17 protein-coding genes are annotated in these 14,108 nt (G+C 44.9%); 11 read left to right on the top strand and 6 right to left on the bottom strand.

Translation table 11 applies throughout. The annotated features are described in order from the left end of the window. Positions 1–21: 21 nt before the first annotated feature. Positions 22–978 carry a polysaccharide deacetylase family protein gene (locus tag LDX50_RS28455; protein ID WP_225699699.1) on the bottom strand — a complete coding sequence of 319 codons (957 nt, stop codon included), beginning with the start codon at positions 976–978 and terminating at the stop codon, positions 22–24. A 55-nt stretch (positions 979–1,033) separates the two neighbouring features. On the opposite strand from LDX50_RS28455, the gene LDX50_RS28460 reads away from it, so the two are divergent. Next, complete coding sequence (locus LDX50_RS28460; protein ID WP_225699700.1) at positions 1,034–1,486, top strand: YybH family protein; 453 nt, start codon at positions 1,034–1,036, stop codon at positions 1,484–1,486. Between the two features lie 5 nt (positions 1,487–1,491). Here LDX50_RS28460 and LDX50_RS28465 read toward each other — a convergent pair whose 3' ends face one another. The 4 genes from LDX50_RS28465 to LDX50_RS28480 form a co-directional block, all read right to left on the bottom strand. Next, positions 1,492–2,598, bottom strand: a complete 1,107-nt coding sequence (locus tag LDX50_RS28465) for a TolB family protein (RefSeq protein ID WP_225699701.1) — start codon at positions 2,596–2,598, stop codon at positions 1,492–1,494. An 89-nt stretch (positions 2,599–2,687) separates the two neighbouring features. Next, a complete protein-coding gene (locus tag LDX50_RS28470) occupies positions 2,688–3,344 on the bottom strand; it encodes a porin family protein (protein ID WP_225699702.1) in 657 nt (218 codons plus the stop codon). Between the two features lie 155 nt (positions 3,345–3,499). Beyond that, complete coding sequence (locus tag LDX50_RS28475) at positions 3,500–4,078, bottom strand: hypothetical protein (RefSeq protein ID WP_225699703.1); 579 nt, start codon at positions 4,076–4,078, stop codon at positions 3,500–3,502. A 5-nt stretch (positions 4,079–4,083) separates the two neighbouring features. Beyond that, positions 4,084–4,806, bottom strand: coding sequence for an MIP/aquaporin family protein (locus tag LDX50_RS28480; RefSeq protein WP_225699704.1), 723 nt, complete (start codon positions 4,804–4,806; stop codon positions 4,084–4,086). A 132-nt stretch (positions 4,807–4,938) separates the two neighbouring features. On the opposite strand from LDX50_RS28480, the gene LDX50_RS28485 reads away from it, so the two are divergent. The 9 genes from LDX50_RS28485 (at position 4,939) to LDX50_RS28525 (ending at position 12,615) form a co-directional block, all read left to right on the top strand. Further along, a complete protein-coding gene (locus LDX50_RS28485) occupies positions 4,939–5,382 on the top strand; it encodes an ABA4-like family protein (RefSeq protein WP_225699705.1) in 444 nt (147 codons plus the stop codon). Between the two features lie 69 nt (positions 5,383–5,451). Then, positions 5,452–5,841, top strand: coding sequence for a hypothetical protein (locus tag LDX50_RS28490; RefSeq protein WP_225699706.1), 390 nt, complete (start codon positions 5,452–5,454; stop codon positions 5,839–5,841). 143 nt (positions 5,842–5,984) lie between these two features. Next, positions 5,985–7,964, top strand: a complete 1,980-nt coding sequence (gene pulA / locus LDX50_RS28495) for a type I pullulanase (RefSeq protein WP_225699707.1) — start codon at positions 5,985–5,987, stop codon at positions 7,962–7,964. Between the two features lie 79 nt (positions 7,965–8,043). Further along, a complete protein-coding gene (locus LDX50_RS28500) occupies positions 8,044–8,991 on the top strand; it encodes an acetyl-CoA carboxylase carboxyltransferase subunit alpha (RefSeq protein WP_225699708.1) in 948 nt (315 codons plus the stop codon). Between the two features lie 74 nt (positions 8,992–9,065). Continuing rightward, positions 9,066–9,902: an MBL fold metallo-hydrolase gene (locus LDX50_RS28505; RefSeq protein WP_225699709.1), complete on the top strand. Its 837-nt coding sequence runs from the start codon at positions 9,066–9,068 to the stop codon at positions 9,900–9,902. After that, a complete protein-coding gene (locus LDX50_RS28510) occupies positions 9,899–10,657 on the top strand; it encodes a patatin-like phospholipase family protein (protein ID WP_225699710.1) in 759 nt (252 codons plus the stop codon). The genes LDX50_RS28505 and LDX50_RS28510 overlap by 4 nt, the downstream gene beginning before the upstream one ends. A gap of 105 nt (positions 10,658–10,762) precedes the next feature. Next, on the top strand, positions 10,763–11,341 hold the full coding sequence (locus tag LDX50_RS28515; protein WP_225699711.1) for a porin family protein: 579 nt from the start codon (positions 10,763–10,765) through the stop codon (positions 11,339–11,341). 151 nt (positions 11,342–11,492) lie between these two features. Then, positions 11,493–12,101 carry a porin family protein gene (locus LDX50_RS28520; RefSeq protein WP_225699712.1) on the top strand — a complete coding sequence of 203 codons (609 nt, stop codon included), beginning with the start codon at positions 11,493–11,495 and terminating at the stop codon, positions 12,099–12,101. Positions 12,102–12,135: 34 nt separating this feature from the next. Then, the gene (locus LDX50_RS28525) at positions 12,136–12,615 is read left to right on the top strand and encodes a porin family protein (protein WP_225699713.1); all 480 of its coding nucleotides are present in this window, start codon (positions 12,136–12,138) and stop codon (positions 12,613–12,615) included. A 145-nt stretch (positions 12,616–12,760) separates the two neighbouring features. Here LDX50_RS28525 and LDX50_RS28530 read toward each other — a convergent pair whose 3' ends face one another. Then, entirely contained in the window at positions 12,761–13,324 is a 564-nt protein-coding gene (locus LDX50_RS28530; RefSeq protein WP_225699714.1) for a hypothetical protein, read from the bottom strand. A 222-nt stretch (positions 13,325–13,546) separates the two neighbouring features. Here LDX50_RS28530 and LDX50_RS28535 point away from each other — a divergent pair, with 222 nt between their 5' ends. Next, positions 13,547–14,098 (top strand): porin family protein, encoded by a 552-nt coding sequence (locus LDX50_RS28535; protein ID WP_225699715.1) that lies wholly within the window; start codon positions 13,547–13,549, stop codon positions 14,096–14,098. Positions 14,099–14,108 lie beyond the last annotated feature (10 nt).

Raw genomic sequence — 14,108 nt, forward strand, 5'->3', positions numbered from 1 at the left:
TTATGTGAATGGTATAATGATTTATTCGTCGCCGCCATATACAAGCTCCTGAATTTCGCGATAAGTAACAAGGATGATATTCCTCTCCTGAAGGGCCTGTTGAAACGCCTGACTTTCGACGACCTTCAGATCCATGGAACGCCATGTTGCTCCAAAATCCGGATGATTAACAGTCACCGCCTGAAGTTCATCGTCATCATGGCCCAGGTGAACAATAATCTCATTTATTCCGGGCTGAATATTGTCGAGCATCCCGATGTAAAATTCCTGCCACTGGTCAAGATTGTTGCCGGCACCGGCCATTCCAACTGTCTGAATAGGAATAATATCATCTGTGATGGGAAAGTCATCGGTAAAAAGCGCTGTCGCTTGCTGGGGAACGAACACAGGCAGACGGTTTTTCTGGCCGGTTTCAACATAAACTCGGAAAAGAGTGGGGGATGTGAAGAGCGTACCCATGTGGCTGTCGAGATGTGTAGGCTGTATTCCCACTTTGCGAGCAAGATCAATCTGCGCCTGAAGTTCACGGCGGACTTCTTCCGGGTCACCCTCGTTCATGACCACTGTAGTGTTGTCGTAGAAATAACCTTCATCATTTAGCAACGATGAAATTTCAGATGACGGACTTACCCCGTCCCATTTGTACTGTTCCCATTCTGCGGTCAGGGTAAGATGAAGGCCCAGGTCCAGCCCCGGGGTTTCCCTGGACATTTCGGCCACCTCAAGCAGCCACGGGCAGGGGACCATGATACTGGCAGAACTTACGGCACCTGATTTAAGAGCTCTGAATGAGGCATCATTTACTGAATGTGCCACTCCCAGGTCATCCGCATGAAGGATCAGGAGTTTGGCATCCTTATCATAACCCAGCCGCTCACTGATGCTCGTGGCGTTCTGTGCCAAAACTGAAGAAGAAATTATAAGTAAGGAGAAGAGAATGGAGGCTTTCATGAATTTTTTTAAAGTAATTTCCTGCATTTTGAGAAGGTTTGCAAGGGGTTTGTTAATTTAAGATACCACCAGATTCCGCACCATGAAATATATCTTGTCCCTCGTGTTCATTATAGCAGGCTATTCAATTCACGCGCAGGAATATTACGGAAATGCTGAAGAGATCGATGAGATACTGGCAGCCATCCATGATTTTTCAGACGCCTACATGGAGGCCGATTATGATCGGCTCGCCGCACATTACACAACCGATGCCCGTATTTTACCTCCCGGTACAGATATTATTCAGGGAAGGGAATTGATCCAAAAACGCTGGATCCTGCCCGAAAATGTAAAAATCATGTTCCATAAGGCTACGCCCCATGAACTGAGGATCACGGGTGATTATGCCTATGATCTGGGCGTCTATGAAGGTAAGACCCGGCGTGCAGATGGATCTGTTTCATCCTGGAAAGGTAAGTACATAATAATCTGGCAGAAGGTCGATGGCAAATGGCTTATTTATGCTGATGCCTGGAACCGTACCGATGATTAAGAAGGTTAATCTACCCAGTCGGCAATAAACAAATTAGTATCCCGGGTGCCGTTATTATTGCGGTTGGAGGAAAATATAATCCTGGTTCCGTCTGGCGAGAACATCGGGAAGGAATCAAATACTTCATCCTGCGATATCTGTTCAAGTCCTGTCCCGTCGATATTGATCATATACAGGTTAAACTCAAACCCACGTGCTCCTGCATGATTCGATGAGAATATGATCTTTTCACCCGAGGGATGGAAAAAAGGAGCCCAGTTCGCTTTTCCCAGATTGGTAAGCTGGCGCAGGTCGCTACCGTCTACATTACAGATGAAGAGTTCCATTTCCGTAGGTTTTACCAGTCCCTGAGACAGTAATTCCTTGTATTCGGAAATGGCTTCCTCAGTTTTAGGACGTGATGCACGGAAGATGAGCTTGGTTCCATCCGGACTGAAAAATGCACCCCCGTCATATCCCAGTTCATTTGTTACCTGCTGAACATCGGTTCCGTCCAGGTTCATCGTAAATAGCTCCAGGTCTCCCGTTCGGTCGCTGGTGAATACAATTTTATCGCCTTTTGGAGAAACGGTTGCTTCTGCATCATAGCCAGGCTCATTGGTCAATTGGCGAACTGTTGTTCCATTAAGATCAGTAACGAAAATGTCGTAACTGTCATAGACCGGCCAAACATATCTGCCTGCATCGCGGGCCGGCTCTTCCGGACAGCTTTCACCTCCCAGGTGAGTTGATGCGTAAACTACAGTGGAGTCTCCAGGTAGAAAGTAGGCGCAAGTAGTCCGGCCCATACCGGTAGAGATCATCGGCGGCTTCTCATTTCCGAGATTTGCCGTCGCAACATTGGCATAAAATATCTGGTCACATTCTACGCCCCATTCGGTGAAATTCGACTGGAACACAATTTTATTCCCGTCGAAGCTCCAGTATGCTTCTGCATTGTCGCCCCCGAAGGTGAGTTGTCGAATATTCCTGAAGTGCTTTTCTCCTGGATACAACAGGGAGTCAGCGGTAGCAACCGAGTCGGTTAAGGTTTCTGTGTCTTCAGATACTTGCTCAGTTCGGTTACAAGCAGAAATGAAAATGAAAAGGGCCAGAATGTATGTATATTTCATTGGATGATATTTTGCAGCCGCAAAAATATAACATTCATTCCAGCCCCATAATGATTTACAGGATTTTTATCCGTCTGTAGTGATTCGACCTAGCGTTGGAAAAGATAATAGACAGCACCAATCTCAATCTGTGCTGTTTTAACAGTTCCGTTGTATTCTGAATCCAGAATATCTGACAATCCGTGTGTATAGGTTATTCGGGCCAGCAACTCCTGGGTAATGGAATAAGCCAGGCCGAATTTAAGTCCGAAATCAACTCCCTTAAAAAAGTCTTTATAATTCTCCCCATTTCCATCCTTCGCACTGAAAATGAAGGAAGGCTGGACACCGAGCATTGCCATGAACTGGGTGTTTATCCAGTAGCCGACCATGAGTGGAATCATTAAACTCGTCATTTTTATTCTGAAGTTGTCTTCATAATCCGATCCGTTAAATGCGAGTAAAAGTCCGGTGAGAAATACGACTTGATTAGTAAAGTAGTACATTCCTTCCCCTCCGAAATAGAATCCTAAGCGGAATTTTGTATCCGAGTCACTATCTCTGAATTTCGAGAGTAAAAAACCAGCAGCCACGCCGGCTTTAAAAGTTCCGGCATCATTCTTCGCGTAAATAGATCCCGGATCAAATTGCTGCTTTGCAAACTGGTATTTCTCGTGCGAGGATTTATACTTGCTGCTTGCAAACTGACTCATGGCCGGAATGGAGAGCAAACATAAACTTACAATCAGGTACATAAATTTTTTCATGGGTTTATTGGTTTAGTTGGTTAAAAAAAAATCCCATCGCCTCCATTCTGCAGATGAAGTTTAATGTACGTAAAAATAGTCTAAGATTCAATTTAATACACTGGCGATCAATTTATTGAAGAATGAATCCCAGTACTAGTTCCGTCACGGCTCCTCTAATTTTGCGGCGTTACCATGATATGCGCGCGGTGTGTTCCCGGATCCATTAGCCAGGGCGTACCGGGTCCGGAAGGCTTCAGGGGTAGTCCGGTTGATTCAGCGGTTGCAAAAGGGATGTAAATAACCCACCGCATTTTAGCGCCGGTCAATTCTCCTGTTTCTGCATTAAAGATATCATCCGTGCCATACAGAATATGCAATGTGGTGGCTTTGGCGGGCATTGACAATGTTCCTGCCTTTACTTCTTCCTCACGCATGTTGAAAATGTCCATTCTTCCTTTTCCTTCAGCCCGTAATTCACGACCCCTGGCCATAAAGGGCTCAAGGTCCTTGTGGTAGCAGGCGATGTTTATGCCCTCGGCAGAAGGGTCATCTGCAACGCATATGAGTTCATTCATGCCTTCCCTCAAAACTACCAGCTGCCCGTTGGCATCATATCCCATTACAGCGGCACTGTCACGTGCTTCTTCAGGGGCGGCCATTACGGCTGTTTTGATTTGGATTTCTACAGGTACCTGCTGGGCTTTAGAGGTACAGGAAAATAAAATGACAACGAAAGTAAGATAGAGTTTCATAATGGTCAGGGGTTAATGAGAGAGTTATCTGGTGATCCCAGTAATATATAGAGGCCAGCTGCAATTATGGCCCCGGCGATAGGTCCGAATACCGGAATCCATGCATACTGCCAATTGCTGTTTTTACCAACAAAGAGTTGATGAAATATTCTTGGTGAAAGGTCGCGCGCAGGATTGATCGCATACCCGGTTGTACCGCCCAGCGACATACCGATTGCAAAGACGAGAAATCCGACAGGGAATGCGCTCACGGAACCAAGGCCGTCACCTTCAACCAAAAAAAAGATGGCAAAGATGAGTGCGAAGGTTCCGATCAATTCCGAAAGGAAGTTGTCGAAGGTGCGGGGTATGGCGGGTCCTGTTGAGAATACGCCAAGCCTGACTCCAGGATCCTCCGTGAGCTTAAAGTGATTCCGGTAGAGGATGAAAGCAAGCCCCGAGCCGATAAATGCACCGATCATTTGGGCCGCCAGATACATGGGAACATCTGCCCATGGAAATTTGCCCGCGGTGGCTAATCCAATGGTTACAGCCGGATTAATATGTGCACCGCTAATAGGTCCCGAGACAAACACGGCAACAAATACTGCGAGTCCCCATCCGAATGCGATTGTAAGCCAGCCTGCATTATTTCCGTATGTGCCCTTAAGGGATACATTCGCATTTACGCCGGTTCCAAAAAGCATCAGCACACCTGTGCCAATCAGTTCTCCTAGAAATGTGGTCATAAACCTTTGTGTTCAGTCGTATTTCAAAATACAAGTTTCCTGCCTGACAAGATACAGGATTTTTCAATTTATCAACTTCTGAGAATAAAGTATAAAAGATGCTATATTAAGTCGGGACAAAAAAACAATCATATGAGTTCAGACACCATTTTCAGTATTGTTAATGCCTGGGTTTTGCCCGGATGGCTTTTGATCGCCCTGGCACCATCCTGGCGATATACTTCAAGGCTGGTTTTCTATCTTGCCATTATTCCGCTTACCGTTACCTATGCCTATCTTCTTATTTCCGGATTAGATAACATGTCTGCCGATGCATTCAGCACGCTCGACAGTGTCGTTGCCCTGTTTAGTTCACCTGAAGCGGTATTAACCGGATGGGTCCATTACCTGGCGTTTGACCTGTTCACCGGACTTATGATCGCCAAAGACGCGCGGAAGTTGAAAATTAATCAATGGATCGTGATCATTCCCCTGTTTTTTACTCTGATGTTCGGGCCATTCGGACTTCTGCTGTATGCCATCATACGTTTAATTCGGGTAAAACAGGCAGGTGTGCCGATGCTTAGTAATATCTGAAGCCGGCCGGGCCTGTGGTTACCAAAACCGGATGCATCAGGATTAATAAGCTGAACCAACTTTAAACGTATGAGAATGCTTAAAACAGGGTTTTTCCTGACAATCGTATTCATTTTTCTGGCGGTATTTACCAATTCAAATGAGCTGTATGCCCAGGGAAAGGGAAAAGGTAATAAACAGGAAGTAAAAGCGGGCGGACCTCCGCCATGGGCTCCGGCACATGGATACAGGGCTAAAACGCGTTATGTATACTTTAAAGATTATGATGTTTATTACGATCATGACAGGTCTGTATACATAAGCCTGGCGGGAACCAACTGGCAGGTATCGGCAAATATTCCCGTTAACCTTAGAGGTATTGATTTGAATGCGGCGGTGAAGATAGATCTTGACACCGATGTAGATGACCCTCAACGGGATTATTCACAGCATAAACAGAAATATCCTAAACGAAAATAAAATATTTAAGCCCGGCTCTGCCGGGTTTTTTTTATACATCACCAGTTGCCGTGGCAATGAATTTAATCAGGTATTTGTAAATTGCCTGAAACCATTCAAACCACACAATGTTTAAACTCCGGCATCTTATTTACTCTTTATTGATGGGTTTCACTTTTTTCATTTATTCGTGTACCACCACCACAGAAGTACGCACGTTTAACTCCCTTGATGAATATCCTGTTTATGAGAATTCTGATCTGGGAGTTACTTATACACCGGCAGCTACTTCTGTAAGAATATGGTCACCCGCAGCAGAGCAGGTGCGTTTTCATTTGTATGCAGAAGGGGTTGGAGATAACCGGCTCGAAACACATGATCTGAGACCAGACGTGGATGGAACCTGGATAGCTGAACTCGAAGGTGATCAGCAAAACAGATTTTATACGATACAGGTGATGCAGGAAGGTGCCTGGCTGGAAGAAAAGCCTGATATTCATGCGCGTGCTGTGGGAGTGAATGGAAACCGGGGGATGATTATAGATCTGGAGGAAACCAATCCCGAGGGTTGGGAAACAGATGTGCGACCGCCGCTCGGGAATTATACAGACATCATTATTTATGAGTTGCACGTCCGGGATATTTCCAATCATCCTTCATCCAATATTCAACATGCAGGAAAGTACCTGGGGCTTACTGAAACCGGTACAAAAAACCAGCAGGGGGATGCTACCGGACTTGACCACATAAGCGAACTGGGAGTAACGCACGTTCATCTCCTGCCAGCATTCGATCATCGTTCAATTGATGAGACCCGACTGGATGAGCCGCAATACAATTGGGGCTATGATCCTCAGAATTATAATGTTCCCGAAGGAAGCTTTTCTACCAATCCTTATGATGGACGGGTACGTATCCGTGAGTTTAAAGAAATGGTTCAGGCCCTGCATAAACAGGGACTTCGCGTAATTCTGGATGTGGTCTATAACCATACCGGCCAGACCCTGGAGTCTAATTTCAGTCAGCTGGTTCCCGGATATTTCTACAGGCAGAATCCTGATGGTACTTTTTCTGATGCTTCGGCATGTGGAAATGAAACAGCCTCTGACCGTGAGATGATGCGGAAATTCATGATTGAATCTGTAAAATACTGGGCCAATGAATATCATTTGGATGGGTTTCGGTTCGACCTGATGGGTATTCACGACATCGAGACCATGAATGAAATCAGCTATGAGCTGCGGAGGATAGACCCGAGTATATTTGTCTATGGAGAAGGCTGGACTGCTGGAAACAGCCCGCTGCCCGAACCGCAGCGCGCTTTAAAAAAACACACCTATCAGATGCCCCATGTGGCGGCGTTCAGCGATGATATTCGTGATGGGCTGAAAGGAAGTGTATTTGAGCATGAAGATACAGGCTTTGCCAGCGGAAAGCCCGGCATGAAGGAAAGTGTAAAATTCGGTATTGTGGCTTCTACCCAGCATCCGCAGGTGGATTATGAGCAGGTTAATTATTCAGATGAGCCCTGGGCTGCACAACCTTCACAGACGATCAATTATGTTTCATGTCATGATAACCATACACTTTTCGACAGGCTTACCATTTCCCGTCCCGATGCCTCGCCCGATGAGATCGCCCAAATGCATAAACTCGCCAATACGGTGGTGTTAACTTCACAGGGCGTTCCGTTTCTTCATGCGGGAGTGGATTTTATGCGGACCAAATTTGGTGTGGAGAATTCCTATAATTCTCCGGATTCCATCAATGTGATCAACTGGGACCGAAAAACGCAATACCGGGATCATTTCGAATACTATCAGGCGCTCATCGCACTCAGGAAAGCCCATCCGGCGTTTCGCATGGATGAGCAAAGTAAGATCGCAGAGAATCTTAAATTCATATCCATTGAAGATCCTCATGTCCTGTCCTATGTTTTAAATGGCCAGGCAAGTGGTGACAGCTGGAATACGATCCTGCTCGTCTTCAACGGCAGCGGTGACAACAAAACGTATCAATTACCGGAAGGATCCTGGACAATGGTTAATAATGGTAAAAAGATTGACCCTGCCGGTTTGGGCAAAAAATCAGGTTCAGTGCCACTTCCGGCCTATTCGGCGCTGATATTTTATTCAAATCAATAAGAGTTTACCGGTGATGTTAACTACCGGTTCGTATCAAAGAATTAATTTCCTATTTTTGTCTGACTAAACAGGAACATTCATGGAATTGGAATTTGAAAAGCCGATTGTTGCACTTGAAAAAAAACTGGCCGGGATGAAGGATATCGCCAAGGACAGCGATGTGGATGTAAGTGAAGCAATCAAGACACTTGAGTCCAAGATACGTACCCTTAAAAAAGAAACTTTCCATAATCTGACGCGCTGGCAGCGTGTTCAGCTTTCAAGACATCCTGAGCGGCCATACGCCCTGGATTATATCTATGAAATGTCGAATGATTTTGTTGAGCTTCACGGCGACCGCACTGTTGCCGATGACAAAGCGATGATCGGTGGGTTCGCTGATCTCGACGGTCAGACTTTCATGATCATCGGTCAGCAGAAAGGGCGTAATACCAAGGACCGGCAATATCGCAACTTCGGTATGGCGAACCCTGAAGGTTACAGAAAGGCGTTGCGCCTGATGAAACTGGCAGAAAAATTCAATAAACCTATTGTAACACTTATTGATACCCCGGGTGCATTTCCAGGGTTGGAGGCAGAGGAACGCGGACAGGGAGAAGCGATTGCGCGCAACCTGAAGGAAATGTTCATGCTCAAGGTTCCTGTCATATGCATAGTTATTGGAGAAGGTGCATCGGGAGGCGCACTGGGAATCGCGATAGGAGATAAGGTGCTGATGCTTGAGAATACGTGGTACTCTGTAATTTCCCCTGAATCCTGTTCATCAATTTTATGGAGAAGCTGGGATTTTAAGGAACAGGCTGCTGAAGCCCTGAGATTAACCGGGAAGGATATGACTGAGCTGGGTCTTGTGGACGGTATTATTAATGAGCCCCTTGGTGGAGCCCACACCGACATGAAGGGAATGGCGAAAATCCTGAAGAAAACCATTCTAAGCGAAACACAGACCCTTCTGAAAATGAAACCCGCCAAGCGTATTGAAAGCAGGATAGAAAAATTCTGTTCAATGGGTGTATTTAAAGGATAGGAAATAATCAAACTTACAAATGAACCGCAGCGCATACCGTTGCGGTTTTTTGTTTTAACCTGTAATTTGCTTCTATGAATTTACACGTGATACATACCGGAAACTTTAAGCTCGATGGAGGCGCCATGTTCGGAGTCGTTCCCAAAACCCTCTGGGAACGAACCAACCCGGCTGATGAAAAAAACCTGTGCTCATGGTCGATGCGTTGCTTGCTGGTAGAACAAGGTGAGCAGTTGGTGCTGATCGATAATGGAATAGGAAACAAGCAGAGCGAAAAATTCTTCAGCCATTATTATCTCCATGGAGAACAGTCCCTCATGGGCTCTCTTCAACATGCCGGATTTAAACCTGACGACATCACGGATATGTTTCACACCCACCTGCATTTTGATCATTGTGGCGGAGGAGTCCTGCAGACCGGTGACAATTCCTATGAACTTGCATTTCCAAAGGCACGGTACTGGTCTCACAGGGATCACTGGAAGTGGGCCACAGAGCCGAATGCACGTGAAAAGGCCAGTTTTCTTACGGAAAACATTCAGCCAATCGAAGATAGCGGTCATTTATTTTTTGTTGGGGAAGAATCGCCTTTCACAAACATTGACCTGATAACGGTGGATGGACATACTGATAAACAAATGCTTCCAAAAATTTCCTACAAGGAACATACAATCGTGTTTGTGGCAGATCTTCTTCCCTCAGTGGGTCATATTCCACTTCCCTATGTAATGGGATATGATACCCGGCCGTTACTTACCCTCCAGGAGAAGGCCGCATTTCTCAAGGAAGCGGCAGACCGGAAATATGTGTTGTTCCTGGAACATGATCCGGTTCATGAATGCTGTACGGTAAAGCACACAGATAAAGGTGTTCGATTGGATGAAACGTTTCCTTTAGCTGATATTCTATGATAACGGGCAAAGTCGGACTGGTGCTTTCCGGAGGTGGTGCAAGGGGTATTGCTCATCTCGGACTGATCAAAGCGATGGAGGAGCATAAAATCCCGATTGATATGATTTCAGGAACCAGTGCCGGAGCCATTATCGGTGCGCTTTATGCCAGCGGTCATTCTACAGAAACGATCCTGGGTATGATAAAATCGGTGAGCACCTACCAGCTTCTTTCTCCCGCTTACAGCCTGAAGGGCGTTTTGAAAATTGAGGTCCTGATGAAGTTTCTTCGCAAGTATATTGGGAAGGATTCGTTTGAGGCGTTGCAAATTCCGCTTACGGTGGCAGCAACGAATATTAACAGGGGTGTGACCGACTTTTTCTCAACAGGTGAAATGTATCAGGCTATCTGTGCCTCTGCGTGTATTCCTGTATTATTTCATCCTGTAGAATGGAAGGGCTACTCCTATATTGACGGCGGTATTCTGAACAACCTGCCTGTTGAACCCCTGATCTCAAAATGTGATGTGATCGTTGCATCCCATACAAATCCGATTATGGATGAATTTCAGCCCCGAAATGCCCGGCAGGTAATGGAGCGGGCATTAATGATGTCGATCGTATGTAATGTAGAGGTGAGAAAGGAGAAATGTGATCATTTTATTGAGCCGTCGGACCTGGGAGGCTACAATGTTCTGGACCTCAGAAGTGCCGATGACATTTTCGAAAAGGGCTATGCCGCAGCCAGCGAGTATTTTCAACGAATAGGATACTAATTTATTCAGTATCAGACTTTACGCATCTATGTAAGTTCAGATTCTGATTTGAATAAAATTCTTACAAAGTTCTGTCTACCTTCGCCTTGAACTAAAATATTTTTTATGAAGAAGTTATTATTCTCCTTCCTGCTGGTTGCAGGATTTTTTTCCGTTCAGGCTCAGGAGTTGGGTGTGAAAGGAGGTATTCAGCTTTCTAATTTGAAAGAGTCTTTCGATGGACAGTCAGAGACCTATGATATGGCCTTTGATTTTCATGTTGGTGTTTACGGAGAATTCTCTCTATCTGATCTGATTTCAATCCAGCCAGAAATCGTGTATTCCCGTGAAGGTGCCAAAGTAAGTGAAGAGGATGAAACAGTCAGACTTCAGACTGATTACATTCAGGTTCCTGTAATTGTAAAGTTTCACGTTGGAGAGCGTTTTAACCTGCAGGCCGGCCCTCAAATCGGGTTCCAGGTTGCAGCTAAAGCAAAATCAGACGGAAACTCGATCAATTTGAAGGATTTTATTGATTTTAAAAATCCCGTTATTGCCGGAGCTGCCGGACTGGGATATGAAGTGTCGGAAGCAATCGAAGTTGGCGGACGCTATAACTTTGGTCTTTCGAACTTGCTGGACGATGAAGAAGTTACCTGGAAAGCAAACGTCATCCAGTTTTACCTTACTTACAAGCTTCGTTAGAAAGTTAACGGAGGCATAGTGTGACTCCACTAGCGAAAGCCGGCCATTCGTGGCCGGCTTATTTTTTTGTCCTGATGTAAGGAATCACGAAACCTTTAGTGGTTAATTCAACAGAATTGAGCGTATTTTCGCCAGATTAATCATGTGTTGAGTGAAATATCCGGGAAGTTTAAATATCATATTCATCATCATTCTGATCAGCAGCCTGTCAATACCGGCTTGGAGCCAGTCCGTCGTTGGAATCAAAGGAGGCCTGAACATTTCAAATCAGCGATACAGAATAGAAGGTGAACGGGTCAGCAACGAATCTGGCCCCGGAATTTCAATTCATGCCGGATTATTATATGAACGCGAACTTAGCCGGAATGGGAGTGTAATGCTTGAATTACTTTACTCAGCAGAAGGGGCAAGTGAATCCGGAGACCAGGGTTCTTTGCGACTGAATTATCTTCAGCTTCCGGTAATGTATGCATACCGACGTAATTGGTTTAAAGTCTATGCCGGACCGGTCTTTTCCTATTTATTGAATGTAAGATCCAACTCGCACGGATTTGGCTCAGACCGCCGGGATGCATATGAAAACTTCACCCTCAGCGTGGCTGCCGGCGCGGAAGCTGAGCTTTCAGGAGGGTTGAGATTGGGAACACGGTATGTTTACGGTCTTTCCAATTTTCTGAATCAGGATTTTTATTCTTTTGACTTGCGAAGTCATACCGATACATTCCAGGTGTATGTGTCGTTTACTTTTATACCAATTTAACTTTAACAAATTTCAAACCTTAATTTTTAGTCGAATGAAGCGTATACTATTGACAGTTGCTGTTGTTTTAAGTCTTGCATTGGCAGGTCAGGCGCAAACACGCCTTGGCGCCGGTCTGGCATGGGGTAGTGAGGTAGATGACCTCGGCCTTGGAATCAATGGCGAATTTTTTGTGAAGAATAATATTTCCATTAGTCCGGGGTTTATCTTTTATTTCGAGGATAATGGTGGTTTCCAGGATCGTGATTGGTGGGAACTCAACATTAATGGTAATTTTTACTTTGCTACCGAAGGAGTCGTGGATTTCTATGGGATAGGAGGGATCAACCTGACCACCCGTTCCATTAAGTCACAGGGCGAACGCGACGGGGATACCGAATTGGGGATAAACCTGGGTATCGGAGCAAACTTCAATACAAATGGTGCCATTCTTCCATACACTGAATTAAAATATATTGCAGGGAATTATGACCAGGCGGTACTGTTCTTTGGAATTAAGTTTCCACTGAATTAACCGGGGGCCAGACTGGAATAGACTACAGACTTGTGGTAGGTTGCTGCCAACGACCCAAACCAAGTCCTATGACAGATGCCTGTTTGTGAAAATATAAAAAAAAAGGCTGCCTCTTTTGAGACAGCCTTTTTTTTTAGACTTCCTTTTAGAATTGTCCTGCACTTATGGAGGTATTTGGAGTTCTGTTGATGGCATAGTCAACCACATATGCTTGCTCAGTGGCCGGATCTACGATGATCTCTACCCATCCGTAATACGCATTACCATTTTTATTCACTTTGATTCCAACATACTGTGAACGACCTCCAGACCAGGTTCCGAACCAGTTTGTTCCTTCATTGGTAATGATCTGCTCTATGATCTGTCCGGCACCAGAAGTCCAGTGAATACTGGCATCCATATCTGTACCAATTACTTCATTATTTTCAAGAACTGCTGCATGTTCCGCTGCATTAAGGATTTCATGATTTTGAAGCGCATGGATCATGTATTTGTTATATACTGCACCTTCATTGTATATCGATGCGGTTGTAAAGCTGAAGTCACTTTTTCCATCCCTGTCAATATCAAGGAGATAATTGTCACCGAATGCAAAGTTTTCATTAACTGTGAAGTGCGCGATATTGTCGGTAGCGATGGTTGTCGAATTCTCCGCGTTGGGAGCTACTGTCATTGCTACGAAGAAGAGAATTGCTATTATAAGTTTCATGACTGTTGTTATTTAAGTTTTTGACCTGTTAAGTAAATTGCAAGGGCGGTGCCATATAATTAAATATCTGTAAATCAGTTAATTAGCAAAATTTTATTATGTTAAATTGTTCATTATCGTACACTTTGGTGAACGGTTTGCGTACAATCATATGTTTTATGATGATTGTCAGAACTATTGAATTTCCTTAACTTGGCCGGGTAACAACTCAAAATTCTGATTATGAAAAGAATACCTTTATTTTTTTTACTGCTTCTGGCAGTTTCATTCACATCATTTGGCCAGGCAGGATTTGGTGTGAAAGGCGGCGTTAATTTCGCGAATATCAATATTGATGAGGCGAGTAGCCGGACAGGCTATCATTTCGGCGTTTTCGGTGATATTCCACTGGGCGACCATTTCGCCATTCAGCCGGAAGTGTTATTTTCCACCCAGGGAGCCAAGATCGCTGATACCGAAGTTGATTTCGGGTATGTGAATATTCCTATATTACTGAGGCTGAAACTGGTAAAAATTCTCAACATTCATGTGGGACCCCAAGTCGGGTTTGTAACCAAAGCAGAGAGCGGCGGAGAGGATATTAAGGAAAATGTGAAGAATGCCGATTTCAGTATTGCGGCCGGGGCGGGAATAAGTTTGCCACTCGGGCTTGAAGCGGGCGCACGCTACAATATTGGTGTGAGCGATATTAACAATTCCGGGATTGAATTCGCTGATTCGCAGCACCGTGTTTTTCAGATTTATGTTGGATGGAGAATATTCGGACATAAATAAAAACATCATT

Source organism: Fulvivirga sedimenti, assembly GCF_020328055.1.

Excerpts from the sequence above, each read along its gene's own strand:
- LDX50_RS28455 (WP_225699699.1), bottom strand. The coding sequence starts at position 978 with ATGCAGGAAATTACTTTAAAAAAATTCATGAAAGCCTCCATTCTCTTC.
- LDX50_RS28460 (WP_225699700.1), top strand. The coding sequence starts at position 1,034 with ATGAAATATATCTTGTCCCTCGTGTTCATTATAGCAGGCTATTCAATT.
- LDX50_RS28465 (WP_225699701.1), bottom strand. The coding sequence starts at position 2,598 with ATGAAATATACATACATTCTGGCCCTTTTCATTTTCATTTCTGCTTGT.
- LDX50_RS28470 (WP_225699702.1), bottom strand. The coding sequence starts at position 3,344 with ATGAAAAAATTTATGTACCTGATTGTAAGTTTATGTTTGCTCTCCATT.
- LDX50_RS28475 (WP_225699703.1), bottom strand. The coding sequence starts at position 4,078 with ATGAAACTCTATCTTACTTTCGTTGTCATTTTATTTTCCTGTACCTCT.
- LDX50_RS28480 (WP_225699704.1), bottom strand. The coding sequence starts at position 4,806 with ATGACCACATTTCTAGGAGAACTGATTGGCACAGGTGTGCTGATGCTT.
- LDX50_RS28485 (WP_225699705.1), top strand. The coding sequence starts at position 4,939 with ATGAGTTCAGACACCATTTTCAGTATTGTTAATGCCTGGGTTTTGCCC.
- LDX50_RS28490 (WP_225699706.1), top strand. The coding sequence starts at position 5,452 with ATGAGAATGCTTAAAACAGGGTTTTTCCTGACAATCGTATTCATTTTT.
- pulA (WP_225699707.1), top strand. The coding sequence starts at position 5,985 with ATGGGTTTCACTTTTTTCATTTATTCGTGTACCACCACCACAGAAGTA.
- LDX50_RS28500 (WP_225699708.1), top strand. The coding sequence starts at position 8,044 with ATGGAATTGGAATTTGAAAAGCCGATTGTTGCACTTGAAAAAAAACTG.
- LDX50_RS28505 (WP_225699709.1), top strand. The coding sequence starts at position 9,066 with ATGAATTTACACGTGATACATACCGGAAACTTTAAGCTCGATGGAGGC.
- LDX50_RS28510 (WP_225699710.1), top strand. The coding sequence starts at position 9,899 with ATGATAACGGGCAAAGTCGGACTGGTGCTTTCCGGAGGTGGTGCAAGG.
- LDX50_RS28515 (WP_225699711.1), top strand. The coding sequence starts at position 10,763 with ATGAAGAAGTTATTATTCTCCTTCCTGCTGGTTGCAGGATTTTTTTCC.
- LDX50_RS28525 (WP_225699713.1), top strand. The coding sequence starts at position 12,136 with ATGAAGCGTATACTATTGACAGTTGCTGTTGTTTTAAGTCTTGCATTG.
- LDX50_RS28530 (WP_225699714.1), bottom strand. The coding sequence starts at position 13,324 with ATGAAACTTATAATAGCAATTCTCTTCTTCGTAGCAATGACAGTAGCT.
- LDX50_RS28535 (WP_225699715.1), top strand. The coding sequence starts at position 13,547 with ATGAAAAGAATACCTTTATTTTTTTTACTGCTTCTGGCAGTTTCATTC.